Raw genomic sequence first — 25,380 nt, forward strand, 5'->3', positions numbered from 1 at the left:
CGGGATCACGGGTACAGGCCCCGCAGCCGGTGGGCCTCGGCGACCCGGTCCACGCCGATGACGTGGGCGGCCTGGCGCAGGGTGACGCCGTGCTCGGCCGACATCGCCGAGACCGCGTCGAAGGCGCTCTCCATCAGGTCGCGCAGCTTCATCTCGACCTCGCCCGCGCTCCAGGAGTAGGCCTGCGTGTTCTGCACCCACTCCAGGTAGGAGACGATCACACCGCCCGCGTTGGCCAGGATGTCCGGGACCACCGTGACGCCGGCGTCGGCCAGGACGCGGTCCGCCTCGGGGGTGGTGGGGCCGTTGGCGCCCTCCACGACCAGGCGGGCCCGGACCCGCGGGGCGTTCTCCTCGGTGATCACGCCTTCCAGCGCGGCGGGGACGAGGACGTCGACGTCCAGCTCCAGCAGCTCGGCGTGGGACAGGGCGTCGGCGTGGCGGTAGCCGTACACGCCGCCGCTCTCCCGCACCCAGGCCCGCAGGTCGTCGACGTCGAGACCGGAGTGGTTCACCACCGCGCCGGTGACGTCGGAGACCGCGACCACCCGGCAGCCCGCGTCGGCGAGGTAGCGGGCGGCCAGGGCGCCGACCTTGCCGAAGCCCTGGACCGCGACGGTGCGGCCCTCGGGCGAGCCCGGAAGGGCCCTCAGCGCGCAGATCTGCACGCCGCGGGAGGTGGCCCCGGCCCTGCCGAGGGAGCCGCCGAGGGTCATGGGTTTGCCGGTCACCACGCCGGGGACGGGATAGCCGGCGTTCACCGAGTAGGTGTCCATGATCCAGGCCATGGTCTGCTCGTCGGTGCCGACGTCGGGGGCCGGGATGTCCTTCTCCGGGCCGATGATCGGCAGGATCTCGTTGACGTAGCGGCGGGTGACCCGCTCCAGCTCGCGCGAGGTCAGCGAGGCCGGGTCCACCGCGACGCCGCCCTTGGCGCCGCCGTACGGGATGCCGACCAGCGCGCACTTCCAGGTCATCCACATCGCCAGCGCGGTGACCTCGTGGATGTCGGTGGAGGGGTGGAAGCGGATGCCGCCCTTGGCCGGGCCGCGGGTGATGTTGTGCTGGACCCGGAAGCCCTGCACGACGTCCATGCGCCCGTCCTCGCGGCGCACGGGCACCGCGACGGTGAGCGAGCGGCGCGGGGTGGCGAGCATCGTGCGCAGGCCGTCGTCCAGGCCGAGCCGGTCGGCCGCCTGGTCGAGCTGGAAGAGGGCGGAGTCGAGGGCCTGCCGGCCCGGGGTGATCAGAGAGGTGGTCGCCGGCGTCGTTGACGGCACCGTGATGGACATGAAGGAGGTCCTCCATACGCTGAGCGGAGCGCCGTTGCTCCGCTCTGGGTGGTTTGTCATGATCAGCGTAGCTATGGGGTTTTGGCGCACCAAGGCGGAGACGTTGCGATCTGACGCCCGATCTTTGTGCGTTGTCCCACTTACCTGCTGATCTGTTGCTACCGAGGAAAGCGCCCGGGCGGCGGGAGGGGAACCCGCCAATCCGGCGGTTCGCGGGCGGGAGGTGCGCCGCTTTGGAGCGGCGCCGGTCCGCGGTCATGATCGCGATCCTGTGTCGCCGGCCCGCGCCCGGGTACGTAGCCAGCGTTTCCGCCGTGTCACGCAGTGTGGATCCCGGGCGGGACACGGTGGCACTCCATCCGTCCCGGGCGTCGAAACAGGGGGCGAGACTCAATGAGCCAGGACGCGCGACCCGCGGCGGACAGGCGGGGGACGACGGCGGCGGACATGTCCCGGGGCCGGGCGGTGGGCCCGGACTACTCGGGGCCGGGTGTCGAGGCCGAGCTCGACGGGACCGGGCAGCCGGACGGGCAGGGCCACTCCGGCGGGGACGGGCAGCCGAGCGGGCAGGGACACTCCGGCGGGGACGACTACGACACCATGTACACCGCGCGCGCATCGTCCAGGAGGGACGGGGGCGGACGGGTCATCACGGAGGACGGGCTGCTGGACCTGAAGGTCAGGGCCCCGCGGCAGCTGGGCGGGACCGGCGAGGGCACGAACCCGGAACAGCTCCTCGCCGCGGCGTACGCGACCTGCTTCCACAACTCCCTGGAGCTGGTGGCGGAACGTGGAGGGGTGAGCACCGCCGACGCCAGGGTCGACGCGGCCGTACGGCTGCGCAAGCGCGGAAAGAGCGACGACTACACCATCGGCGTGGAGCTGGTCGTGCACCTTCCCGGGGCGGATCCCGAGACGGCCGGGCGGCTGGCCGAGCAGGCGCACCGGCACTGCCCCTACTCCAAGGCGCTGACCGGCGCGGAGGTCGGGGTGCGCGTCGCCTGAGGCGCCGGCGGGGTCCCCGGTGACCCCGCCGCGGCCTCAACTTCACGCCGGCGCGCGGGCGGTTCGCCGGATTTTTACCTGCCGCCAGGGTTTTTTCGGCCTCTCCGGTAGGTCTGTTGTTATCGACCGGATCGGGAGGGCAGCGGAGGAAAGCGGATTTATGTGCGAAGCTTTCCGGAAGATACCCGCCGATCGGGAATGGCTAGGGAGATGGACGTGCCCGAACTTGTCGTCGGACCGATGCTGCGGTATGTGGACGACAAGAGCGCCTCCGTCTGGGTGGAGACCAGTGAACCGTGCGAGGTGACGGTCGAGGCCGGGCGGTCGCGGGCCGGTGGGCGGACCTTCACCGTCCACGGCCACCACTACGCGATCGTCGACGTGACCGACGGCGGGACCTACGAGGTCCGCCTGGACGGGGAGGTCGTCTGGCCGCTCCCGGACCACCCGCCCAGCCGCATCCGCCTGCTCGGCTCGGACGGCCCCAGGAAGGTGATGTTCGGGTCCTGCCGCACCAGCGTGCCGCACGACGTGATCCACACGATCTCGCACGGCGTGGACGTGCTGCGCTCGTACGGCTGCCGCATGATGGAGGCCCCCGAGGAGGAGTGGCCCGACATGCTGCTCCTGCTCGGCGACCAGGTCTACGCCGACGAGCCCTCCAAGGAGATGCTGGAGTTCATCAAGAACCGCAGGGACACCGAGCCGAAGACCGAGATCGCCGACTTCGAGGAGTACGCGGAGCTGTACCGGGTGGCCTGGACCGACCCGGAGATCCGCTGGCTGCTGTCGACCGTTCCCACGGCGATGATCTTCGATGACCACGACCTGCGCGACGACTGGAACACCTCCCACGACTGGCGTCAGCAGATGGCCAAGGTCGAGTGGTGGCCGCGCCGGGTGATCGCGGGGCTCGGGGCCTACTGGGTCTACCAGCACCTGGGCAACCTGTCGCCCGCCGAGCGCGACGCCGACGGCCTGCTCGGCAAGCTGTGCGCCTCGGAGGCCGACGGGGCCGAGATCCTCGACGCCTTCGCCGAGCACGCCGACGCCGTCCCCGCCGAGAGCCGCTGGAGCTACGCCCGCGACCTGGGCTCCACCCGCCTGATCATGGTCGACTCGCGCTGCGCCCGGCAGCTCACCCCCGGCGACCGGCGCATGCTCGACCCGGTGGAGTGGGAGTGGCTCATCGATCAGCTGAACCGGGGCGGCGCCGAGCGCTTCCTGGTCGGCACCTCGGTGCCCTTCCTGCTGCCCGCCGGCATCCACCACGTCCAGAACTGGAACGAGGCCCTGGCCCAGGGGGCCTGGGGCAGGAGGGTCGCCCGCTGGTCGGAGTGGCTGCGCCAGACCTTCGACCTGGAGCACTGGTCGGCCTTCCGCCGTTCCTTCGACGACCTGGCCAGGCTGCTGACCCGGACGGAGAGACCGGTGATCATCCTGTCCGGCGACATCCACTACTCGTACGCGGCCAAGGCCAGGAAGTACCCGATCCACCAACTGGTCTGCTCGCCCATCCGCAACCCGCTGAGCCGTACCCTGCGCCTGGCCAACATCGTGGCCCAGTTCGGCATCGCCACCCTGATCGGCGGCCTGCTCTCCCGCCTGGCCAGGATCCCCCGCCCCCCGATCAAGTGGCGGATCACCGACGGCCCCTGGTTCTCCAACGCCATCGCGACCCTGTCCCTGGGCTCCCCGGGCGAGCAGATCTCCGTCCGCTGGGAGACCGCCAGCACCACCGAGGTCATGGAGGTCGCCGAAGTGGAGCTCTCTGCCTGACGGGAACGCGAGCTCGCCCTTCTCCGGAGCCGTCTGGACGGGGTGCGCGAGGGCACGGGCGGAAGCCGCCCCGGACGCTGCCTGATCATGCGAGACCGGTACTTCGAGCGGAAACCGGTCCTGCTGATCCTCATCGGCTCGGACCTGTCGGTCATGGAGGCGCTCACCGGATGCGGCAGGCCGTTCCACCGGCGCGGACGGGAGATGAAGCTCGGCCCGCTCACGCCCGGGGAGGTCGGCCGGATGCTGGGCCTTCCCCCCGCGGAGACGTTCGACGCCTGGCTGGTGACCGGTGGCCTCCCGCTGATCTGCGCGGAACGGGGGAGCGGAGCGGGGCTGTGGGACTTCCTGGAAAGCGCCCTGGCCGATCCCACCTCACCGCTGCTGGTCTCCGCGGAACGCTCGCTCGCCGCCGAGTTCCCCAAGCAGGTGATCGCCAAGGACGTCCTGGGCGCGATCGGGTCCGGCGAGCGGACCTTCGCCACATCTCCAGGGCGTCGGGAGGGCTCTCCGCCGCGACGACGACCCGCTCGCTGGATCTGCTCGTCACCAAGAGGGTCGTGGCCGCCGAACTCCCGCTGAGCACCCGGCCCTCGAAGGACAGGCGGTACCTGATCGCCGACCCCCACCTGCGGTTCTGGACGCGGTTTCTGGGGCCCGCGCTGCCGTTGCTGGAACGCGGGCGCTCCGACGTGGTGCTCCGCCGCATCCGCGGAGGCTGGACGTCCTGGCGGGGGCGGGCGGTGGAGCCGGTGGTCCGCGAGGCGCTGGCGCGGCTGCTGCCCGACGACCGCTTCCCCGACGTCGTGGAGGTCGGTTCGTTCTGGACCCGGACGAGCGACGTGGAGATCGACCTCGTCGCCGCCGACCGGGAGCCGATCGCCAGACGCCTGTTCTTCGCCGGGTCCGTCAAGCGGCTGGAGGACCGCCCGTTCGACGACCACGATCTCATCGAACTGGCCCGGGCGCAGGCGGCCCTGCCGGGCGGGGGCGACCTGCCGATGATCGCCGTGTCGAGGGCCGGGTTCACCACGGGCGGCCTGGCGGCGGCCTACGGGCCGGATGACCTCATCCGTGCATGGGAGGCCCGCTGATCCCGGTACGGCCCGCGCCTCGTGGTGCGAGCCGTACCGGAGGGCACGGGGCGTGAGCCGCACCGGGGGAGACCGCGGTGCGGGCCGTACCGGGGGAGGTCAGCCGTCGAGGTCGTCGATGGCGCCGGCCAGCTGGTCGACGGCCCAGAGCAGGTCCTCCTCGGAGATGACGATCGGCGGGGCGAGGCGGATCGTGGAGCCGTGGGTGTCCTTGGCCAGGACGCCGCGGCGCATCAGGGCCTCGGAGATCTGGCGGCCGGTGCCCAGGGACGGGTCGATGTCCACGCCCGCCCACAGGCCGCGCCCGCGCACCGCCACCACGCCCCGGCCGACCATGCCGCTCAGCCGCTCGTGCAGGACGGCGCCGAGCCGCTTGGCGCGGGCCTGGTACTCCCCGGTGTTGAGGATGTCGATGACCGCGCAGGCCACCGCGCAGGCGAGCGGGTTGCCGCCGAAGGTGGAGCCGTGCTGGCCCGGCCTGATCACGCCGAGCACGTCCTGGTCCGCGGCGACGGCCGAGACCGGCACGACCCCGCCGCCCAGCGCCTTGCCCAGCACGTAGATGTCGGGGACGACGCCCTCGTGGTCGCAGGCGAAGGTGTCGCCGGTACGGCCGAGGCCCGACTGGATCTCGTCGGCGATCATCAGGACGTTGTGCTCGGTGCAGATCTCGCGGAGCTGGCGCAGGTAGCCGTCCGGCGGGACCAGCACGCCGGCCTCGCCCTGGATGGGCTCGACCAGCACCGCGACCGTGTCGGCGTCGATGGCGTCGCGGACCGCGTCCGCCGAGCCGTACTTCACGATCTTGAAGCCCGGCGTGTAGGGGCCGAAGCCGTCGTGGGCGTCGGGGTCGGTGGAGAAGCTGACGATCGTGGTGGTGCGGCCGTGGAAGTTGTCCTCCATGACGATGATGTTCGCCCGGTCGCGGGCGACGCCCTTGACCTCGTAGCCCCACTTGCGGGCCACCTTGATCGCGGTCTCCACGGCCTCGGCGCCGGTGTTCATCGGAAGGATCATGTCCTTGCCGGTCAGGTCGCCCAGCCCGGCGGCGAAGGCGGCGAACTGGTCGTGGAAGAAGGCGCGGCTGGTCAGGGTGAGCCTGCCGAGCTGCTCCCGGGCCGCCTCGATGATCTTCGTGTTGCCGTGGCCGAAGTTGAGCGAGGAGTAGCCGGACAGGCAGTCCAGGTACCGTCTGCCCTCGACGTCGGTGACCCAGGCGCCCTCCGCCTCGCGGATCACGACGGGGAGGGGGTGGTAGTTGTGCGCGCTGCGGCGCTCGATGAGCTCGATGAGCTCGGTCGTATCGGTCATCCGGACATCACCGCTTCTCTGGTCGGAAAATCTGCGCTCGGGAAGTCTGCGATCGGGAGATCCATCGGCGGAAAACCCGCCGCCTGCCTGTATCCCCAGGTCATCCCCGTATCTCCAGCGTGCAGCACTTGGGGCCGCCGCCCGCCTTGCGCAGCTCGGACATCTCGACCGGGACGACCTCGAAGCCGCGCCGCTTGAGCTCCAGCTGCAGCCCGGCCGCCTCGGCGCTGATCACCACGTTGGAGCCGTCGCTGACCGCGTTGAGCCCCAGCACGGCCGCGTCCTCCTCCTCGGCGAGGACCGCGTCGGGGAACAGGTGGCGCAGCACCTCCCGACTGCCGGGGGAGAAGGCCCCGGGGTAGTAGGCCACGTTCCGCCCGTCCAGCGGGAAGAGGGCGGTGTCCAGGTGGTAGAAGCGCGGGTCCACCAGGCGCAACGTCACCACCGGGCGGCCGAGGAACTCCTGGGCCTCGCCGTGCGCGGCGACCTCGGTGCGGAAACCGGTCCCGGCCAGCACGAGGTGGTCCAGGGTGAGGAAGTCGCCCTCGCCCTCGTTGACGAAGACCGGCTCGTGCACCCGGTCGTAGCCGTTGTCGGTGAACCACTTCAGATAGGCGGGGCCCTCGGCCGCCCGCTGGGGGTGGGCGAAGCGCGCGCCGAACACCCGGCCGTCGACCACCAGCGCGCCGTTGGCGGCGAAGACCATGTCGGGAAGGCCCCGCACCGGGTCGATCAGGCTCACCCGGTGGCCCAGCTCCTCGTAGGCGCTCTTGAGACCCTCCCACTGCCGGATCGCCACCTCGCGGTCGGCGCCGGCCTCGGGATGCATCCACGGATTGATCGCGTATTCCACCGCGAAGTACTCGGGCCGACACATGAGGTAGTGCCTCGTCATCAACAACCCCCGCAAAGGATGTCGTGGTGGGAACGGCATCAGCCTAGGAAGCGGGGTTCACGCAGGCCAAGGGGGTGATCGTGCGCGTAAGCGCAGGTTCTTTGCGTCCTTCAGGCGGAGGACGCAGATTCGTTGCGGGCGAGCGCGGGAGGAGCGTCGATCAGCCGTGAGAGCACCACGGAGCTCTTGGTCCGCACCACGAACGGCTCCGCCGCCAGGCGTTCGATCACCCGCTCCACGTGGCGCACGTCCGTCGCCCGGATGTGCAGGAGCGCGTCGGCCTCACCGGTGATCGTGCACGCCGAGACCACCTCGGGGTGCCGGGCGATGGCGACCCCGATCTCCGCCGGAGAGGTCTTGCCCGCGCAGAACAGCTCCACGTACGCCTCGGTGGTCCAGCCGAGCGCCGCGGGCTGCACCCGCGCGGTGAAGCCGGTGATCGCGCCGGTCTCGCGCAGCCGGTCCACCCTGCGTTTCACCGCCGAGGCCGACAGCCCCACCCGTTGCCCGATCTCGGCATAGGTGGCCCGGGCGTCCTCGATGAGCGCGCCGATGATGTCACGGTCCAGCCGGTCCAACTCCACGCTGCTTTGTAACACAGTCCGTGAGATCGGCGCGTGGAGTTGTCACGCCGCGCCACCGCTCACGCGCAGGAGCCGCTCGCAGGCAAGGGCGGCCTGAACACGGGGCCGCCCATGCGAGAAGGGTCGCTCATGCGAGAAGGGTCGCTCATGCGAGAAGGGCCGCGGTCGGCGGACCGCGGCCCTTCGGGTGCGTCACATGCGTCGTACGGCGGGAGCCGGAGATCAGGTCGGTTCGGCCTCGCCGGTCGCCTGCTCCAGGGCCTCCTCGGGGGAGGCCTCCAGGTCGGCCTCGGCCTCGGCGGTGGCGCGGGCCGTCGCCGACTGCTTGTCCAGGCGGACCCAGCTCGTCACGCTCTCGACGGCGAACATCACGCCGAGGTAGAGCGTGAGCGCGGCCAGCACCCAGGTCAGCACGCCCAGCGCGGCGCCCGCGCCGATGAGCAGCAGCCGCAGCTCCCAGCCCAGACCGGCCCGGAACACCCAGTCGGGCGGCCAGATGCTCTGACGGGTCCGGTAGACCGTGTCGTAGGTGTGGTAGCCGATCACGTAGATCAGCACGAACGCCAGCCACTTGGGCGCGCCGGCGGCCAGCGTCACCAGGACGATGATGAGGAACTCGGTGCCCCGGATCAGCGGCGGCACCAGCCAGTCGAGCCTGCCGAGGTGGTCGCGGGGCGCGGTGGGCAGCACCAGCGCCACCATGACCAGCGACGGGACGATCAGGACCGGGCCGTCCTCGAGCATCCCGGCCACCGCCATCGCGATGACCGCCAGCAGGGCGGCGAGCGCGGCCGGCACCGGGGGCAGGCCCCGGCCCATCCTGCGCCCGACCGTGGTGACCAGGGGACCGTCGTCGCGGTAGGCGAGCAGGCGCGCGGTCTGCACGCGCAGCCGCTCCTCGTAGGGGTCCGGAGCGGGCGTGGCCTGCGGCTGAGGCTGGGTGATCATGCGAGCGACCTCATCAGACGTCCGGTGAGAGAGTAGACGGCGCCGATCCCGCCCCAGATGATCAGCGTAAGGAAGGTGATCCGGGCGTCGAAGAAGGCGCCGACGATGGCGATGACGGCGAAGCGCTCGCCGATCGGGAAGACGATCATCTTACGGGCCCAGTGCACGGCGCGGTACTTGCCCGCCTTGCTCCACATCTTCAGCAGGCTGCGGATCGTGCCGCCGTTCCGGGCGACCTTGCGCTCCTCCAGCGCCGCGCGGAGCGGGGTGTCGGGGCTGATCGTCAGCGGGATGCCGGGCAGCGGCGAGGGCGGCTTGCGCCGGTTGGCCGCGCCGAAGGAGAAGTCGAGCAGGTGCCGGATCGACTGGATGCCGAGCGCGATCAGCGCCAGCGTCCACACGTCGCCGACCCCGGAGACGGCCGCGCCGACCGCCAGGCCGGCGAAGACGACGTACTCCTTGAAGCGGTCGAAGGTGGCGTCCAGCCAGGCGCCGAGCACGCCGAACTTGCGGGCGTACCGTGCGACCTGGCCGTCCACGCAGTCGAACACGAACGCGAAGTAGATCAGGATGCCGCCGGCGACCATCCCGGGGCGCTCGCCGGTGGCGAAGCAGGCCGCCGAGGCCACGCCCAGGGCGATGGAGATCAGCGTGACCTGGTTGGGCGTGAGCCCGCGCCGGGCCGCCCAGCGGGCGATGAAGCGCGAGTAGGTGCTGACGAAGAAGGTGGTGAAGAAGCCGTCGGCGCCCTTGACCGCGTTGTTGAGCCGGGCGCGGTCCTCGTCGAAGGCCGCCATCTCCGTCACGAACTGCTCGGCTTCGGCCTGCGTGGTCACCCGGCGGTAGAACAGGTCGCGGCGGCCCCGGATGCCGACCGAGACGCCCCGCCGTACCAGGCCCAGGACCAGGAGCTGGAGCAGGTCGTCCTCGGGGCCGAACAGGTGGGCCATGTCGGCCAGCTCGCGGGCGGCCTCGGCCAGGGTGGGCGCGTGCCTGACGTTCAGGTGCAGGGGGCCGAGCAGGACGGCGTTGGGCCGGGTCACCGCGTGGTAGGCGGAGCCGACCGAGATCACCCGGGACTTGGCGGCGCGGGTCCGGACCGGGAGGCCCTCGAAGAACCGGTCGCCGATCTCCGGTTCGGCCTCGTCGATGGGGACGTCCGGGACGATGAAGTCGCCGTTCTCGTCCTCCTCGCGGGGCTCCTTGGCGATCAGCGCGAGCGCGCCGCGCTTGGACTTGGTGATCTGGTAGAGCAGCTCGTCGTGGACCAGTGAGTTGGCCGGGAGGATGAGCAGGTTCTCCGTGGCGCGCTCGGCCGCGTCGGCCACGGCGCGCAGGTCACCGGCCAGGTCGGAGGTCTCCACGAGCGTGCCGGGGAAGCCCCGGTAGGCCGTGGCGGTCTCCGCGCGGGCGATTGTCACCGGCGCCGGATCGAGTGAGGCGAGCTGGCCGTGCAGCTTGCCGATCACCGTGGGACAGCCGGGAAGCGCGGGCAGAGTCAGCGCTGCGGGCGGCGCGGACGGGCCGGAGGCGGCATCGTGGCCGGGCGAGGAGCCCAGCAGGACCACGCGGGGCATGGCACCCTTTCGTGCGGGGGTGGATCCGGGTTCGAACATGGCGGGGATGGCGCCAGAGGTCAAAGTTTAGTGAGTTCCAGGTGAACAGCACGCATCCACGACGCCTCAGTGCCGCCTGATCACGATTGAAGGCCTTCCACGCAGGACAACGGACTAAACTGGGGAAAGTGAGTCTGTACCGTGACGAGGGCGTTGTCTTGCGCACCCATAAGCTGGGCGAGGCCGATCGCATCGTCACGATCCTCACCAAACGGACGGGGAAGATCCGCGGCGTCGCCAAGGGCGTGCGGCGGACCACCTCGCGCTTCGGCGCCCGGCTGGAGCCGTTCACCCACGTCGACCTCCAGATGCACACCGGCCGCACGCTGGATGTGATCACCCAGGCCGAGACCATCCGCCCGTACGGCGAGGCGCTCGTGGTCGACTATCCGCGCTACACGGCGGGCAGCGCGATGCTGGAGACCGCCGACCGGCTGATCGCAGGGGAGAAGGAGCCCGCGCTGCGCCAGTTCCTGCTGCTGGTCGGGGGCCTGCGCGCCCTGGCGGCCGGGGAGCACGAGGCCCGGCTGGTGCTCGACGCCTACTTCCTGCGCTCGCTGGCGGTGGCCGGATACGCCCCCGCGCTCGACGCCTGCGCCCGCTGCCAGGGCACGGCCGTGCGGGCGTTCGCCATCGTGGCCGGCGGCGTGGTGTGCGGCAACTGCCGCCCGGCCGGCGCCGCCGTGCCCGAGGGGGAGACCCTCGGGCTGATGCTGGCGCTGCTGAAGGGCGACTGGGCCACGGCCGACGCCTCCCTCGCCCGGCACCGCGCCGAGTGCAGCGGGCTGGTCGCCGCCTATCTGCAGTGGCACCTGGAACACGGCATACGCTCTCTTCGACACGTAGAAAGGGAGCCTGCCACGTGAACGTCCGTCCGCCCGCCCCGCACCCCTCCGGCGCCGTCCCGCCCCCGATCCCCCGGGACCTGGTGCCCCGGCACGTGGCGATCGTGATGGACGGCAACGGCCGGTGGGCCAAGCAGCGCGGCCTGCCGCGCACCGAGGGGCACAAGGCGGGTGAGGCCTCGCTCTTCGACGTGATCGAGGGCGCGATCGAGCTGGGCATCCCGTACCTGTCGGCCTACGCCTTCTCCACCGAGAACTGGAAGCGCTCCCCCGACGAGGTCCGCTTCCTGATGGGCTTCAACCGCGACGTCATCCGCCGCCGCCGCGACCAGCTGCACGCGATGGGCGTACGGGTCCGCTGGGCCGGCCGCCCCGGGCGGCTGTGGAAGAGCGTCATCTCCGAGCTCCAGGACGCCGAGGAGATGACGAGGCACAACTCCACGATGACCCTGCAGTTCTGCGTCAACTACGGCGGCCGCGCCGAGATCGTGGACGCCGCGCTCAAGCTGGCCGAGGACATCGCCGCCGGCCGGGTCAAGGCGAACCGGGTCAAGGAGGAGACCTTCGCTCGCTATCTGGACGAGCCGCAGATCCCGGATGTGGACCTGTTCGTGCGCTCCTCGGGCGAGCAGCGCACCTCCAACTTCCTGATCTGGCAGACGGCCTACGCCGAGATGGTCTTCCTCAACCGGCTCTGGCCCGACTTCGACCGCCGCGACCTGTGGGAGGCGTGCGAGACCTACGCCAAGCGCGACCGGCGCTACGGCGGGGCCGTCCCCAACCAGGTCGGCTAGCTTCTCAGGCGATTCTTCACGCAGGTCACGGCCTTGTGGTGACTCTCTCCCGGTGTGAGACTGAAGCTGACGAGAGGGGGACGTCATGATCGAAGTGAAGAGCGTCGACAAGCCCGACGAGCGCCGGGACTTCCCGAAGGGGCACCTGGAGCTGTGCGAGCTGACGGGGCTGAGTTTCGGTGTCGCCACGTTCGAATCCGGGTGGCGCTGGTCGGAGTCGGTCAAGCCGATCGCCGGCACCGACTCGTGCGAGGTCCACCACAACGGGTTCGTCGTGCAGGGCACGATCCGCATCCGCATGGACGACGGCACGGAGGCGGAGATCGGTCCGGGGGAGGTCTTCGTCTGCACGCCCGGGCACGACGCCTGGGTCGTCGGCGACGAGCAGGTCATCCTCTACGACTTCGCGGGCGGTGCCTCGGAGTACGCCAAGGCCTCGGCGTAGAGGTCGTCCGGGAGCGGCGCGCAGGAGCCGCCGGGGCATAGTGAGTCACGGCGGAGCCGCAGGCGCTTCGGCCCGCCGGGCGTGCCCTGCCCGGCGGGTTCCCGCGCGATCCGCCTCAGGCCCGGCGGCGGGCGCGGTAGGCCGCGACGTGCATGCGGTTGCCGCAGGTACGGCTGTCGCAGTAGACCCGGGAGCGGTTGCGGGACTCGTCGACGAACACGCGCTCGCAGTCGGGCGCCGAGCAGGTGCGCAGGCGCTCCCACTCGCCCTCGACGAGCAGGTGCGCCAGGGCGACGCCGAGGTCGGCCGCGAGGTGGTCGCACAGGGAGGCGCCGGGTGCGAAGTAGTGCACGTGCAGGGCGTGGCCGTCGTGCTCGGTCAGGCGGGGGGTGATGCGGGTCCCGCTCAGCAGGGTGTTCAGCCGGATGACCGCGGTGGCCTGGTCGGGGGCGGTGAAGACCTTGTGGAAGGCCTCACGCAGGGCACGCACCTGGCTCAGGTCGTCGGCGCCGAGGTCGTCGACGCCGCTCACCTCCCACCGGTCCACGAATTCGCGGAGGCCCGCCAGGTCGCCCAGCCCGTCCTGGCCCCCGGTCGCGGGGGAGGTGTTGACCAGGTCGACGGCGGTGGCGAGTGAGTGCACCATGTCATGTCCGAATGGCATGTTGACTCCTGTGGTAGGCGGTTACGGGTGTGGTCGCGCGCGTACGGCGACTCGCCGTCCCGGAAGCGTATCTCTCCGGAGCGCTCCGGGGGTTCTCCGTTACCGGACATCGCCATATCGTTCGCGTCACCGTGACGGGAACTCCGGGGCATCACGGGACGATCCGGCAGTCCGGTGCTCGTCCGTCTCCGGAGCGGGGCTGGCGGGGAGGGGTCAGCCCGCCTTGACGTTCGCCGAGCAGGACGGGCAGGTGCCGAAGACCTCGACGGTGTGCGTGATCTCGGTGAAGCCGTGCTCGGTGCCGACCGCCTCGGCCCAGCGCTCCACCGCGGGTCCGGCCACCTCCACGGTGCGCCCGCAGCGGCGGCAGACCAGGTGATGGTGGTGGTCGCCGCTGGCGCAGGCCCGGTAGACCGACTCTCCCTCACCGGTCCGCAGGACGTCCACCTGGCCGTTGTCGACCAGTGCCTGCAGCGCCCGGTAGACCGTGGTGAGACCGATCTTGGCCCCCTCGGCGCGCATCTCGGCGTAGACGTCCTGCGCGCTGCGGAAGCCCTCGCTCTGGCGGAGGACTTCGTGAACGGCGTCGCGGCGCCTGTTGCTCATGGCTGGGACTCCCGGGGTCGGCTTCGGCGTACGAATCTACCCAGAGTGAGGGCCAGAGCGAACCCTCCCAGCGCGACGAGCACGATGAGGGCGCCCGGCGGGACCTCGATGTAGAACGACGAGCTGAGGCCGCCGACCGTGGCGATCATCCCGAAGAGCATGGCGAGCAGCATCGTGCTGCGGAACCCCCGGGTCAGCTGCTGGCCGGTCGCCACCGGGACCACCATCAGGGCGCTGACCAGCAGCAACCCCACCACCCGCATGGCGATGACCACGGTCAGCGCCGCGGTGACCGCGATCAGCAGGCTGAGGAAGCGCACGGGCAGGCCGCTGGCCCTGGCCACCTCCTCGTCCTGGCAGAGCACGAAAAGCTCGCGGCCGAAGATCGTCACCACACCGAGCACGGCCGCCGCGAGCAGGGCGATCACCCACACGTCCTGGACGGTGACGCTGCTGATCGAGCCGAACAGGTAGGACATCAGGGTGGCGTTGCTCCCGCCCGGGGCGAGCGAGATGAGCAGCACGCCTCCGGCGATGCCGCCGTAGAACAGCAGCGCGAGCGCCACGTCGCCGCCGGTCCTGCCGCGTTCGCGGACCAGCTCGATGGCCACGGCGCCGAGGATCGAGACCACCACGGCGGTGAGCACGGGCGCGGTGCCGGTCAGGAAGCCCAGCGCCACGCCGGTCAGCGCGACGTGCCCGATGCCGTCGCCCAGCAGGGCCAGGCGGCGCTGCACGATGAAGGTGCCGATGGCCGGGGCGGCCAGGCCGACGAGGAGCGCGGCGATCAGCGCCCGCTGCATGAAGTCGAACTGGAGAAGATCGATCACCGCGTCGCCTCCGGAGTGACGGGAACGGGGGCGGGCACGCGGCGGTCCGGGGAGGGGGAGGGCGTGCGGGAGACCGGGACGGGCACGTGGCGGCCCCGGAGGAAGGACGGGCGGCGGCCCCGGAAGGGGGAGGAGGTGCGGGAGGCCGGGGTCATGGGATCGGCCTCCAGTCGAGCGGGCCGACGGGCTTCTCCGGGGCGTGCGGGTGCACGTGGTCGTGGCCGGGCAGCGCGTGGGCGCCGACGGCCTTGGGCGGGGAGCCGTCGTGGCACACGCAGCCGTCCTGCATGACCACCGCCCGGGTGACCAGCGGCTCCAGCGGGCCGAGCTCGTGGGCCACCAGCACGACCGTCCTGCCCTGGGAGACCAGGTCGGCCAGGGTGTCGGCCAGGAGCTGCTGGCTGGCGGCGTCGACGCCCGCGGTGGGCTCGTCCATGACGAAGGTGTCGGGCTCGCCGGCCAGGGCGCGGGCGATGAGCACCCGCTGCTGCTGCCCGCCGGACAGGGCCTGGACCGGGTCGCCGGCCCGGTCGGCCATGCCGACCGCCTCCAGTGCCCGGTCCGTCGCGGCGGCGTCGGCCGCGCCGGACAGGCGGAAACGGCTCTGCCTGGCGATCCGGCCGGAGGCCACGACCTCGCGGATCGTGGCGGGCACGCCGCCGCCCACCGAGAGGCGCTGGGGCACGTAACCGATCCGCCACCACTGGCGGAAGCGCGCGGGCGGCACGCCGTACAGGAGGGTGGATCCGGCGGACAGGGGCGTCAGGCCGAGCAGGGCGCGCACGAGGGTCGACTTGCCCGACCCGTTCGCGCCGAGAACGGCCACGACCTCGCCGGAGCGGACCGTCAGGTCGACTCCGCGCAGCACCGGGCGGCGGTCCAGGTGCACCTGGCCGCCGCGCATGGTGAACGCTTCTTCTGTGTCTTTCACATGGTGCCTTTACGAGCAGCTGAGCGCCGCCCTGAGTGTCGTGAGGTTCTGGCGCATGGCGGACAGGTAGTCACCGGTGGCGGGCCGGCTCTCGATCGGATCGAGAACCGCCGTCTTGGCGCCGACCTCCTGGGCGAGAACCTCGGCGACCTTCGGGCTGACGAGGGTCTCGGTGAAAATGGTAGTCACTTTTTCCCGCTTGGCGACCTCGGCCACCTCGGCCAGCCGGGCGGGGGAGGGCTCGGAGTCCGGGTCGACGCTGATCCCGACCTGGTGGAGCTTGTAGCGGTCGGCCAGATAACCGAAGGCCTGGTGGCTGGTGACGAGGGTCTGGGAGTCGCAACCGGTCAGCCCCTCGGCCAGCTCGCCGTCGAGGGCGTTCAGCTCGGCGGCGACCTTCGCGGCGCGGTCCTTGTACCCCTGGGCGTGGGCCGGGTCGGCGGCGGCGAGCCGCTCGCCGAGCCGGGTCGCGACGGTGGCGAAGCGGCTCGGGTCGAGCCAGAGGTGCGGGTCGTAGGAGACCTCGTGGCCGTGCTCCTCCTCGTGCCCCTCCTCCTCGTGTCCCTCCTCCTCGTGGGCCGCGGCGATGGTCGGGACCACGGTGGCCGCGTCGAAGCCGCGGTCGGCGGCGTGCTGCTCGACGGCCTCGTCCACCGCGGGCTGCACGCCCTTGATGTAGACGACCAGGGAGGTCTGCTCCAGTTCGGCGACCGACTGCGGCGACAGCTCCACGTCGTGCGGCTCGACACCGGGCTTGGTCAGGCCGGTGACGGCGACGTCGGACCCGCCCACCCGCTCGGTCAGCCACTGCAGGGGATACATGGAGGCGGTGACCCCGGACGCGCCGCCCGCGGCGGCCGAGTCGGCGGCACCCGCGCTGCAGGCGGCGGTGGCGGCCAGAACGGCGACCCCGGCGAGGAGGCCGGTAACGCGCATGGGGATACGTCGGGAGGAGTCGGACATCATGCCCTCAGTATGCGCGCAAATGAAAATGGTTGTCAAAATCGGGCAAGGGTTCACGGGGAGGGCTGCCGGGAGCCCGGCCGTACCGCGCGCTAGCGGGGCGTCCCGTCGCGCTCGCTCCTTCGGGCGAGGCCCTGGAGCTGTCCTTCGTGCACGTCGTCCACCCATTCCCAGCCGGGCTTGGCCGATGGGCCGAGCCGTGGGTCGTCGGGGACCCGGCCGTCCCGCAGCGCGAGCACGTACGCCCGGTCCTGGTCGATCCGCGCCTGCGCCTGGCCGGATCCGCCGACGGAACCGTGACCCGGGACGACGACGTCGACGTCGCCCGCCACGCCCTCCAGCAACCGCAGCGCGGTGAGGTAGTCCTCGACCGGGTCGGCGGCGCCGTCCAGGTCGAGCATCGGAACCAGGACGTCGGAAAGCATGTCGCCGGCGACGAGAACCCCGCGCTCCCCGATCAGCAGCGCCGCGTGGCCCGGGGCGTGCGCCCGGTGCTCGATGATCCGGACCTCGGGGCCGTCCCAGGGGATCCGCGTGGTTCCGGCGGGCAGGCCGGTGACGAGGCCGAGGAGGTCCAGCGGCACCTGCCCGGCGATCTCCGTCTCGAGCAGATGGTCGGCGATGCGGGCCTTCGCATCCGCGTCCGACAGCTGATCCCGGACGGTGTCCGCGCAACGCGCCGTACCGTAACGGGGCGCCTCGCCGAGCCGGACGTGCCAGAGCAGGTGATCCCAGTCCGGATGCGTGGAGAACCCCGCCACGACGGGCTGACCCAGCTCGCGAAGGTCGTCCGCGAGGCAGTCGAGCTCGGAGCCGGTCACCCCGGGGTCGATGAGCAGCACACCGGCCCGGCCCCGCACCGCGACGGCGTTGCTCTGCACGAACTCGCTCTCGTGGACCAGCACGCCCTCCGCGACCTGCTTCAGCATGAGCTCGTCTCCTTCGCGTCCCGGATGGCGTAGTGGTGCATGGTGACGCCCCGCTCGAACGATCGCTGCTCCAGCAGGTCGAGGTCGATCGGCCGGTCGTAGTCGTCGAACAGCGGTCTGCCGAAGCCGAGGACCGCGGGATGGGTGAAGAGCAGCAGCTCGTCGAGCAGCCCGGCCCGGAGCAGCTGCGTGGCGAGCGCCGCGCCCCCCACGCCGATGGCGCCGTCGGTCTGGGCGCGGAGGGCGGCGAGCTGCTCGATCGCGTCGTCCCCGCCGATGATCCGGGTGTCGTGGTCGGCGCTGCGGCGCGTGCGGGAGACGAGCACCTTGGGCTTGGCGGTCCAGATCTCGCCGTACTCGCGTATGTAGTCCGGCAGCGACGCGTCCTCGTGCGCCCGCGGCCAGAACTCCTCCATGACCTCGTAGTAGACCCGGCCGTGGACCAGGAGCGCGAGCGCCCGCGTCCGCGCGTTGGCCTCGCGGTGCAGCTCCCCGCCGAGGCGCAGCCACTCGCCGGCGCCGTTGTCCCCCGGGACCTGCTCGATCCGCAGGTCGAGGGAGACCTGCATCGAATAGACGAAGCGGCCCATCATCTCCTCTTCCCCTGTAGTGATTGCATTTTGCAACTACTATATTGGGGGCGGAATACCTGTCAAGGAGGAGTCGTGGAACCACGGTCCGGATGTCCGATCAACGCCGCCATCGAGGTGCTCGGAGATCGCTGGTCGTTGCTCGTGCTGCGCGACGTCATCTTCGGCGACCGCCGCTACTTCCGCGCGCTGCTCACCGGGTCGATCGAGGGCATCGCCTCGAACATCCTCGCCGACCGCCTCAAGCGGCTCATCGACGCGGGGATCCTCACCCGCGGCGCCGCGGTCCGCGGGCAGCGCGCGCGCTTCAGCCTCACCGAGGCCGGCATCCGGACTCTGCCGATCATCTATGCCCTCGGCAACTGGGGCCTCGACTGGAGCTCCGGCAGCGCCGAGCTCCGGATCCGGCAGCAGTTCATGCGCGATGAGGGCCCGGCGTTCGTCGAGGAGCTCATGGACGAGCTCCGCGTCCGCCACCTCGGCGCCCCGCCGAAACCGCACGACGGCCCGGGCGCGTTCGAGCGGCTCAACGCCGCCTACGCCGCCTACGTCGCCGCCGAGCAGGAAAGGGCCGACTGAGCGGCCGGGGACCTCGCCACCCCCGGCCGCGTCCCACCCGTGATCACCACGGCTTCGCCTTCACCGCGGTCGAGGTCCTTCAGGGTTGGGCCATGCGGTCGAGCAGCCAGGACTCGATGCCGCTGAGCGCCGTCCGGGCCATCGCCGTGGGGTGCCCGGTGAAGCCGTGGGGCGCCTCGGGGTAGATCCGGAGTTCGACGCGGTTCCCGGCGGCGGAGAGCCGCCCTGCCATCGTGAGGTTGTCCTCCAGCAGCACGTCTGCGCTTCCGACGACCAGCAGCGCCGGGGGAAGGCCGCGGAGGTCGCCGTAGACGGGGGAGACGTCGGGGAGAGTGCGGTCCGCGACGTGGCCGGCGTAGGCCTGGATGAAGTACTCGTCTGCGATCAGGCGTCCGGCCGGTGTCCGCGCGCTCAAGTCGTAGGTGCCGAACTGGAGTACGGCGCCCGCGAAGTCGCCGACGGCTCCCCTGTCCCTCAGCCGGAGCAGGGTCGTCAGCGCGAGTGTCGCTCCCGCCGAGATCCCGCCGATCGCCAGACGGGTCGTTCCGAAACGGTCGCGGGCCTGTTCGACGAGCCAGAGCGCCGCCGTTTCGCAGTCGTCGGGTGCGGCCGGCCAGGGATGCTCGGGGGCCAGCCGGTAATCGACGCTGACGACCGCCAGGCGCAGGTCCTCCGCGAGCTTGCGGTTGCGCACGTCTCCTCGCGCCGCGGAGTCCATGTAGAAGCCGCCTCCGTGGATGTCCAGGTAGACGCCCCGCGCCCGCTCGCCGGAGGGAGCGAAGATCCGCACCGGGACACGCGCCCCCCTCGCTTCGGCTGTCTCTTCGACGGCCGGTGGATCGGCCGGGGCAGGGGTGGACCTCTTCGCGCGTACTTCCTTCAACTCCTCCGGAGTCGCGGGTCCGCGACCGGCCACTCTCGAGCCGTAGAAGTCCCGGGCTTCGTCGATCTGCTCCGCCGGCAGGTCGGCGAACAGGTCGTCCAGCGAGAATCGCACGCGGCCCCTCCTCATCGCTCAAGGATCTTGTCCCCACGCTATTGCAGCCATGCCCCGCACCGCCGGGAAGGGCTGCGCCGGGCGGGAGGCTTCCCGGCCCACCCGTGGGGCGTGTGCTCCGGTCATCCGTGTGGTGCCCACCCCGTCTCGACTCGGCCGTGTTCCTCGGAGCAGCATCGGTCACGTCCCCCAGGGAGGTGGTGTCATCTCCGGAGAGCGGGGCCGTGAGCGAAGGCGCCGAGGTCGCCGAGGGACCGGAGGGCAGGGGGCGAAGCGCCGCCCGGTCCCTCGCCGCCGAGCGCGGGCGGGGTCGCCGCCGCGACGCCCTCCGCGCCGACGTTCATCCGGGGACGGGGACGGGGACGGGGCCAGAGCCCGGCCCGGCCCGCTCTTCCCTCCCCCCGGAGTGGACCTCCGTCCCGGATGGGCTCCAGCCGGACCGCTTGCCCAGCGGCGTGGACGCCCGTCCGAAGACCGAGCCCCGGCCTGATCCCCTCCTGTCCGGCCTGGGCTTTCGTCCCGGGATCATGGTCCCGGCCCGATCCGTTCCTCTCCTGTGTAGACGTTCATCGAGCCGTCCCTGACGGAACCGGCGAGCGTGAGGCCCGTTTCCGCGGCCAGTTCCACGGCCGGCGAGGAGGGGGCCGAGACCGCGGCGAGCATCGGGATTCCGGCCATCACGGCCTTCTGGACGAGCTCGAACGAGGCCCGGCCGGACACCATCAGCACGCTGGAGGTCAGCGGGAGGCGGCCGTCGCGTACGGCCCAGCCGACGAGCTTGTCCACCGCGTCGTGGCGGCCCACGTCCTCGCGTACGCACAGGGGCTGCCCGTCGGGAGAGAACAGGCCCGCGGCGTGCAGGCCGCCGGTCCGGTCGAACACCCGCTGGGCCGCGCGGAGCCTGCCGGGCAGCGCCGCGACCGTCTCGGCGGCCACCCGTACGGGGTCGTCGCCCACCGGCCACCGGGCGATCGTGCGGACGGCGTCGAGGGAGGCCTTCCCGCAGACCCCGCAGGAGGCGGTGGTGTAGAAGTTGCGCTCCAGCGAGGTGAGGGGCGGTGCGGTCCCCCCGGCCAGCCGGACGTCGAGCACGTTGCAGGTGTTGCGGCCGTCCCCGGTGGCCCCGGCGCAGTAGCGGATCGCAGTGATCTCGTCGGCGGAGGAGATCACCCCCTCACCGACCAGGAAACCCGCCGCCAGGTCGAAGTCGTCGCCGGGCGCGGAGGGGAGCCCGATGAACGTCCCCGGCTGGGTGTGGCCGGTCACGATCGCCGGGTTCGCGCTCGTGCTGGCCGTCGACTTCTATCTCGTCGCGCGCAACCCGCGTGAGCCGTCCTTCCGCGAGTGCGTGGGACGGGTGAGCCTCTACGTGACGCTCGCCGGGCTCTTCGGCCTGGGGCCGCTGCTGGTCGCCGGCCCGGCCCGGGGCGGGGAGTTCTTCGCGGGCTGGATCACGGAGTACTCCCTCGGCGTCGACGACCTCTTCGTCTTCCTGCTCATCACGAGCCGCTTCGCGGTGCCCCGGCAGTACCGGCAGAAGGTGCTGCTGATCGGGATCGTCCTGGCGCCGGGCATGCGGGGGTCGTTCATCGCGGCGGGAGCGGAGGCGGTCGCGCGCTTCGACCGGCTCTTCTACGTCTTCGGCGCCTTCCTGGTCCACACCGCCTGGAAGCTGATCGGCCATGAGGAAGAGGCGGAGTTCTCCGAGAACCTGGCCCTGCGCACGGTCAGGCGGGTGCTGCCGACGACGGAGACCTACCGCGGGGCGGCGCTCACGGCGCGGGTCGGCGGGCGCCTGGCCGTCACCCCGATGCTGATCGTGATGGTGGCGATCGGGACCACCGGCCTGCTGTTCGCCCTGGACTCGATCCCGGCCATCTTCGGGCTGTCTCAGCAGGGGCCTGGCGGTGGTGCTGGCCTTGATCGGCGTGAAGCTCGTGCTGGAGGCGATGCACCACGACGGCGTCCCATGGGCGCCGGAGATCCCCATCATGGTCTCCCTGGGCGTCACCGCCCTTCGTCCTCATCCTCTGCTCCCGGTGTTCCGGGGAAACCGCCTGCCGATGAAGCCCCTGTCAACCGGAGCCCCGGCCTACTGGAGCCCCCTGTCAGCCCGCCGGTCCGGTCAGCCCGCGCTGAGTGAGCGCGGCCGCCTGCGGCGCGGGGCGATGGGCTCGGGCTCGGCCGGCGCCTCGGCGCGCTGTTCGAGGTAGGACAGGCGGGTGTGCTCGGTGTGGTCGCGCATGACCTGCGCGGCGCGCTCCTCGTCGCCCGCCTCGATGGCCTCGATCAGGCGGGCGTGCTCCTCCCAGGAGTCGCGCCCGCGCTGGCGGGCCACGGGCGTGTGGTACCACCGGACGCGCCGGGAGACCTGGGAGGCCAGCTCGGACAGGACCTTGTTGCCCGACAGCTCGGTGACCAGGGTGTGCAGCTCGGAGTTGGCCGCCACGGAGGTCTCGATGTCGTCCGCCTCGAGCGCGGCCAGGCCACGGGAGCACACCTCGCGCAGCCGTGACACGCCGTCCGGCGTCGCGTTGAGGGCGGCCAGGCGCGCGGACTCGGTCTCCAGCAGCGTGCGGACGGCCAGGAGCTGGTCGGCCTCGTCCACCGTCGGGGCGTGGACGAAGGCGCCGTGTCCGGGCCGCAGATCGACCCAGCCCTCGCCGCTGAGCATCTGCAGGGCCTCACGGACGGGCTGGCGGGACACCCCGAGCATCTCGGCGAGCTCGCTCTCGGCCAGGTGCTGGCCGGGGCTGAGGCTGCCCCGGACGATGAGCTCCAGGATCGCCTCGAAGACGCTCTCCCGGAGAGTCGCCGGGCGCGGGATCTTGGGTGCCGCCCCCGGATTCGCTGTTTCCGACCGCACCATGTGTCTTCCGCTCCAGAACGGGACGACATGACCGCGCCTGTGACGGGTCGTTGTCTGCCGTCGACTGCCTACAGTACACAGCCGACCGCGGACCTGCCGCGGTGGGCCTGGTCACATCATGCTCGTGCCGGACCCCCGCGTACGGGAAGAGGTGGCCGGATCGTCTGCGCAGGTGGGGGCGTTTGGGCTGGTGTGAGCGAGGGGAAAAGATATGGACAACCGTTTTGTCTGGATATGTAGGCACTTAATCTCTGCCGGAAGCATGCCGGCCGGGATGGATCCACACCTTTAGGAGCCTGTCGTGCTGACGCTGACCGACAAAGCCGTCGAGGCCATCCGCGACCTCATGGTCGGAGAGGACGTGCCCAAGCAGGGCGGCCTCCGCATCACGTCCAAGGGCGACGACCCCTCCACCCTCGAACTGTTCCTGGAAAGCGTGCCGCACGACGGAGACCAGATAATCGAGAAGGAGGACGTCCGCGTCTTCCTGGAGCCCGGGACCGCGGCCGCGCTCGACGACCAGACCATGGACGCCGAGGTCAGCGAGAGCGGCACCCGGGTGTCCCTCTATCTGTCCCCGAACCGGGACGCCGGGGCCTGACGCGGGGGCCCCGGCACGGCCCGGTCCGCCGGGGCACCGGTGGGCGCCTGCACCGGTGGGAGCCTCAGGCCGGTTGGAGCTCGGCGACCCGGCCGTCGCGCAGTTCCAGGCGTGAGCCGGTGAAGCGGGAGCGCATCCGGCGGTCGTGGGTCACCACCACCAGCGCTCCCTCGTAACCGGCCAGGGCCTGTTCGAGCTCCTCGACCAGAGCGGGGGACAGGTGGTTGGTCGGCTCGTCCAGCAGCAGCAGGTCCACCGGCTCGCTCACCAGGCGGGCCAGTTCGATCCTGCGCCGCTGGCCGTACGACAGCTCGCCGATCCGCAGCCGCAGGTCGGCGGGGCGGAACAGGCCCAGGGACAACAGCGCCTCGGCGTGCTCCCCAGCGGCGCCCGGCCGTCCGGCGGCGAAGGCCTGGAGCACGGTCAGCCCGGCGCCCCAGGCGGACTCCTCCTGACGCAGGCATCCCACCGTGCCGGACACGCGCGCCGAGCCGGTGTCCGGCCGCAGCTCACCGGCCAGGACCCGGATGAGCGTGGTCTTGCCCGCGCCGTTGGACCCGGTGACCAGCAGCCGCTCCCCGGCCCCGATCCGCAGGTACGGCAGGCGCAGACGATCGCCCACCCGCATGTCCACCAGCTCGGCCCGCGGGCCCGCGGGCTCCCCGGCACGGCCGGAGACGACGCGCGCGGTGAAGCGCAGCGGGTCGGGCGGCGGCGCGACGGGGGCGTCCGTCAGCCGTTCCACCCGTTCCTTCGCGTTGCGGATCCTGCTCATCGCGCCGTGCCCGCGCCCGCGGGCCCGGAACGGCCCGGCCGCGAAGACGGCCAGCGGCAGCTTGCGCGGGATGGCCTCCAGTCGCGCCACGGCGGACTCCGCCAGCCTCCGGTTGCGCGCCAGCTCGGACCGCCACTCCTCGTACTCCCGCAGCCGCCTGCGCCGGTCGGCGGCCTTGGCGGCCAGGTAACCGTCGTAGCCGTCACCGTGGCGGGTGACCGCGCCGGAGTCGACTTCCAGGATCGTCGAGGTGATCCGTTCGAGGAACACCCGGTCATGGGTGATCACGATCACCGTGCCGCGGTGCGCGCGCAGGTACTGCTCCAGCCAGGCCACGGCCTGGTCGTCCAGGTCGTTGGTCGGCTCGTCGAGCAGGAGCAGCTCCGGCGCGGAGGCCAGCGTGGCGGCCAGCGCCAGGCGGGAACGCTCGCCCCCGGAGAGGGTGCCGAGCGCCCGCCCGCGGTCCAGACCGGGCAGGCCGAGTCCGTGCAACGCGATGTCCACCCGGGCGTCGGCCCGGTAACCGCCGCGCGCCTCGAACCGGGCGACCAGCTCGCCGTACGCCTCCAGGGTCTCCTCGGTCAGCTCGGCCTCGGCCCGCCGCATCCGGGATTCGAGCTCGCGGATGTCGGCCAGGGCGAGGTCGACGGCGTCGCGTACGGTGGCCGACGGCGGCAGGTCCAGCGTCTGTGGCAGGTAGCCGACGCCCCCGGGCGCGACCACGGTCACCTCCCCGTCGTCCGGCCGCTCGCACCCGGCGAGGATCTTGAGCAGCGTGGACTTGCCGGAGCCGTTGTCGCCGACGACGCCGACCTTCTCACCTGGCCTGACGGTGAACGAGACGCGGTCGAGCACGACGCGGTCGTCGTAGCGCCTGGTGACGCCTGTGAGGGTGAGCTGGGAGGGCTGGGCTGAGTGAGCGGAATGGGCGGTACGCATAGGGCGTCCTCCTGTTCTCGGCCTGGCCGATCGGAACGGGTGAGGGAGATCGGCGCACGGGAACGGCGCGCCCGGCGGCGGGCGGACCGCGGTGAGGTGCGCGGACGGGCGCGACGGCGGCGGAGCGGAGCTCTACGCGGTCGTGCGCGTGGCGATCACAGGAACGATCACAGGAAGCAGTAACCCATGCGTGGAACTGTAGGCGAACGGCGGGCTGATTACAAGACGATACGTATCGTCTCGTTGAATTTTCATCCGGAATCAGATCTTGCTTGTCCGGAGCCGGATCCGGTGCCGCATGGCAGCCCGGCGAAGGCGTCCGGCGTCCGGTCCGTGATCGTCGGCGAGCCGTGTCCCCGGTAACGGGTCAGCCGGTGCGCTGCCGTCCCGCCCCTCACCGGCCGGAAGGAGCCCGTCGCCGAGCGGTCCCGCCCCTGACCGGTCAGGAAGGAGCCCGTCACCGAGCGGTCCCGCCGCTGACCCGGGCCGGCCGGAGCCG

The 25,380-nt window shown here is 71.7% G+C and carries 27 protein-coding genes; 10 read left to right on the plus strand and 17 right to left on the minus strand.

Annotated features, from left to right (window positions below; translation table 11 throughout):
• Positions 1-5 precede the first annotated feature (5 nt).
• On the minus strand, positions 6-1,292 hold the full coding sequence (locus Psi01_RS13915) for a Glu/Leu/Phe/Val family dehydrogenase (RefSeq protein WP_204064417.1): 1,287 nt from the start codon (positions 1,290-1,292) through the stop codon (positions 6-8).
• A 393-nt stretch (positions 1,293-1,685) separates the two neighbouring features.
• On the opposite strand from Psi01_RS13915, the gene Psi01_RS13920 reads away from it, so the two are divergent.
• The 4 genes from Psi01_RS13920 to Psi01_RS13935 all read left to right on the plus strand — a co-directional run bounded on the left by Psi01_RS13920 (position 1,686) and on the right by Psi01_RS13935 (position 5,170).
• The gene (locus tag Psi01_RS13920) at positions 1,686-2,297 is read left to right on the plus strand and encodes an Ohr family peroxiredoxin (protein ID WP_239127625.1); all 612 of its coding nucleotides are present in this window, start codon (positions 1,686-1,688) and stop codon (positions 2,295-2,297) included.
• 210 nt (positions 2,298-2,507) lie between these two features.
• Positions 2,508-4,076, plus strand: coding sequence for an alkaline phosphatase D family protein (locus Psi01_RS13925; RefSeq protein WP_373872491.1), 1,569 nt, complete (start codon positions 2,508-2,510; stop codon positions 4,074-4,076).
• 87 nt (positions 4,077-4,163) lie between these two features.
• Complete coding sequence (locus tag Psi01_RS13930; RefSeq protein ID WP_204064419.1) at positions 4,164-4,658, plus strand: ATP-binding protein; 495 nt, start codon at positions 4,164-4,166, stop codon at positions 4,656-4,658.
• Positions 4,637-5,170: a DUF234 domain-containing protein gene (locus Psi01_RS13935; protein WP_204064420.1), complete on the plus strand. Its 534-nt coding sequence runs from the start codon at positions 4,637-4,639 to the stop codon at positions 5,168-5,170. The genes Psi01_RS13930 and Psi01_RS13935 overlap by 22 nt, the downstream gene beginning before the upstream one ends.
• A 99-nt stretch (positions 5,171-5,269) precedes the next feature.
• Here the strand turns inward: Psi01_RS13935 and rocD are convergent, their stop codons facing one another.
• The 5 genes from rocD to Psi01_RS44105 all read right to left on the minus strand — a co-directional run bounded on the left by rocD (position 5,270) and on the right by Psi01_RS44105 (position 10,485).
• Positions 5,270-6,481 (minus strand): ornithine--oxo-acid transaminase, encoded by a 1,212-nt coding sequence (gene rocD / locus Psi01_RS13940; protein ID WP_204064421.1) that lies wholly within the window; start codon positions 6,479-6,481, stop codon positions 5,270-5,272.
• Between the two features lie 100 nt (positions 6,482-6,581).
• Positions 6,582-7,376: a dimethylargininase gene (gene ddaH, locus Psi01_RS13945; protein ID WP_204064422.1), complete on the minus strand. Its 795-nt coding sequence runs from the start codon at positions 7,374-7,376 to the stop codon at positions 6,582-6,584.
• Positions 7,377-7,486: 110 nt separating this feature from the next.
• A complete protein-coding gene (locus tag Psi01_RS13950; protein ID WP_204064423.1) occupies positions 7,487-7,960 on the minus strand; it encodes an Lrp/AsnC family transcriptional regulator in 474 nt (157 codons plus the stop codon).
• A 222-nt stretch (positions 7,961-8,182) separates the two neighbouring features.
• Positions 8,183-8,908 (minus strand): DUF5941 domain-containing protein, encoded by a 726-nt coding sequence (locus tag Psi01_RS44100; RefSeq protein WP_204064424.1) that lies wholly within the window; start codon positions 8,906-8,908, stop codon positions 8,183-8,185.
• A complete protein-coding gene (locus tag Psi01_RS44105) occupies positions 8,905-10,485 on the minus strand; it encodes a CDP-alcohol phosphatidyltransferase family protein (protein WP_204064425.1) in 1,581 nt (526 codons plus the stop codon). The genes Psi01_RS44100 and Psi01_RS44105 overlap by 4 nt, the downstream gene beginning before the upstream one ends.
• Positions 10,486-10,652: 167 nt before the next feature.
• On the opposite strand from Psi01_RS44105, the gene recO reads away from it, so the two are divergent.
• The 3 genes from recO to Psi01_RS13975 all read left to right on the plus strand — a co-directional run bounded on the left by recO (position 10,653) and on the right by Psi01_RS13975 (position 12,608).
• The gene (gene recO, locus Psi01_RS13965; protein WP_204064426.1) at positions 10,653-11,390 is read left to right on the plus strand and encodes a DNA repair protein RecO; all 738 of its coding nucleotides are present in this window, start codon (positions 10,653-10,655) and stop codon (positions 11,388-11,390) included.
• The gene (locus Psi01_RS13970) at positions 11,387-12,163 is read left to right on the plus strand and encodes an isoprenyl transferase (protein WP_204064427.1); all 777 of its coding nucleotides are present in this window, start codon (positions 11,387-11,389) and stop codon (positions 12,161-12,163) included. The genes recO and Psi01_RS13970 overlap by 4 nt, the downstream gene beginning before the upstream one ends.
• A gap of 85 nt (positions 12,164-12,248) precedes the next feature.
• Complete coding sequence (locus Psi01_RS13975; protein ID WP_204064428.1) at positions 12,249-12,608, plus strand: cupin domain-containing protein; 360 nt, start codon at positions 12,249-12,251, stop codon at positions 12,606-12,608.
• A gap of 115 nt (positions 12,609-12,723) precedes the next feature.
• On the opposite strand, the gene Psi01_RS13980 is transcribed toward Psi01_RS13975, so the two are convergent.
• From Psi01_RS13980 to Psi01_RS14010, 7 genes are all read right to left on the minus strand, one after another.
• Positions 12,724-13,272 (minus strand): CGNR zinc finger domain-containing protein, encoded by a 549-nt coding sequence (locus tag Psi01_RS13980; protein WP_204064429.1) that lies wholly within the window; start codon positions 13,270-13,272, stop codon positions 12,724-12,726.
• A 213-nt stretch (positions 13,273-13,485) separates the two neighbouring features.
• A complete protein-coding gene (locus Psi01_RS13985; protein WP_203873002.1) occupies positions 13,486-13,878 on the minus strand; it encodes a Fur family transcriptional regulator in 393 nt (130 codons plus the stop codon).
• A complete protein-coding gene (locus tag Psi01_RS13990; protein WP_204064430.1) occupies positions 13,875-14,708 on the minus strand; it encodes a metal ABC transporter permease in 834 nt (277 codons plus the stop codon). Before Psi01_RS13990 ends, Psi01_RS13985 begins: the two co-directional genes overlap by 4 nt.
• 151 nt (positions 14,709-14,859) lie before the next feature.
• Positions 14,860-15,612: a metal ABC transporter ATP-binding protein gene (locus Psi01_RS13995; protein WP_204064471.1), complete on the minus strand. Its 753-nt coding sequence runs from the start codon at positions 15,610-15,612 to the stop codon at positions 14,860-14,862.
• A 36-nt stretch (positions 15,613-15,648) separates the two neighbouring features.
• Entirely contained in the window at positions 15,649-16,575 is a 927-nt protein-coding gene (locus Psi01_RS14000) for a metal ABC transporter substrate-binding protein (RefSeq protein WP_239127626.1), read from the minus strand.
• Positions 16,576-16,694: 119 nt separating this feature from the next.
• Complete coding sequence (locus Psi01_RS14005) at positions 16,695-17,531, minus strand: MBL fold metallo-hydrolase (protein ID WP_204064431.1); 837 nt, start codon at positions 17,529-17,531, stop codon at positions 16,695-16,697.
• A complete protein-coding gene (locus Psi01_RS14010) occupies positions 17,525-18,124 on the minus strand; it encodes a dihydrofolate reductase family protein (protein WP_239127628.1) in 600 nt (199 codons plus the stop codon). The genes Psi01_RS14005 and Psi01_RS14010 overlap by 7 nt, the downstream gene beginning before the upstream one ends.
• 72 nt (positions 18,125-18,196) lie before the next feature.
• Here Psi01_RS14010 and Psi01_RS14015 point away from each other — a divergent pair, with 72 nt between their 5' ends.
• Positions 18,197-18,700 (plus strand): winged helix-turn-helix transcriptional regulator, encoded by a 504-nt coding sequence (locus Psi01_RS14015; protein ID WP_204064432.1) that lies wholly within the window; start codon positions 18,197-18,199, stop codon positions 18,698-18,700.
• A gap of 79 nt (positions 18,701-18,779) precedes the next feature.
• On the opposite strand, the gene Psi01_RS14020 is transcribed toward Psi01_RS14015, so the two are convergent.
• Positions 18,780-19,697, minus strand: coding sequence for an alpha/beta hydrolase (locus tag Psi01_RS14020; protein ID WP_204064433.1), 918 nt, complete (start codon positions 19,695-19,697; stop codon positions 18,780-18,782).
• A 525-nt stretch (positions 19,698-20,222) separates the two neighbouring features.
• Positions 20,223-20,963 carry a formate dehydrogenase accessory sulfurtransferase FdhD gene (gene fdhD, locus Psi01_RS14025; RefSeq protein WP_239127630.1) on the minus strand — a complete coding sequence of 247 codons (741 nt, stop codon included), beginning with the start codon at positions 20,961-20,963 and terminating at the stop codon, positions 20,223-20,225.
• On the opposite strand from fdhD, the gene Psi01_RS14030 reads away from it, so the two are divergent.
• Positions 20,932-21,840: a TerC family protein gene (locus tag Psi01_RS14030; RefSeq protein ID WP_239127632.1), complete on the plus strand. Its 909-nt coding sequence runs from the start codon at positions 20,932-20,934 to the stop codon at positions 21,838-21,840. The genes fdhD and Psi01_RS14030 overlap by 32 nt on opposite strands.
• Here Psi01_RS14030 and Psi01_RS14035 read toward each other — a convergent pair.
• Entirely contained in the window at positions 21,823-22,566 is a 744-nt protein-coding gene (locus Psi01_RS14035) for a GntR family transcriptional regulator (RefSeq protein ID WP_204064434.1), read from the minus strand. The two genes, Psi01_RS14030 and Psi01_RS14035, sit on opposite strands and share 18 nt — an antisense overlap.
• A gap of 301 nt (positions 22,567-22,867) precedes the next feature.
• On the opposite strand from Psi01_RS14035, the gene Psi01_RS14040 reads away from it, so the two are divergent.
• Positions 22,868-23,167 carry a Fe-S cluster assembly protein HesB gene (locus Psi01_RS14040; RefSeq protein WP_204064435.1) on the plus strand — a complete coding sequence of 100 codons (300 nt, stop codon included), beginning with the start codon at positions 22,868-22,870 and terminating at the stop codon, positions 23,165-23,167.
• A 64-nt stretch (positions 23,168-23,231) separates the two neighbouring features.
• Here Psi01_RS14040 and Psi01_RS14045 read toward each other — a convergent pair whose 3' ends face one another.
• Positions 23,232-24,881, minus strand: coding sequence for a TlrC/CarA/OleB/SrmB family ABC-F type ribosomal protection protein (locus Psi01_RS14045; protein ID WP_204064436.1), 1,650 nt, complete (start codon positions 24,879-24,881; stop codon positions 23,232-23,234).
• Positions 24,882-25,380 lie beyond the last annotated feature (499 nt).

It is taken from the genome of Paraplanobispora siamensis (assembly GCF_016863175.1).
In the GTDB taxonomy this organism is placed as follows: Bacteria; Actinomycetota; Actinomycetes; order Streptosporangiales; family Streptosporangiaceae; genus Planobispora; species Planobispora siamensis.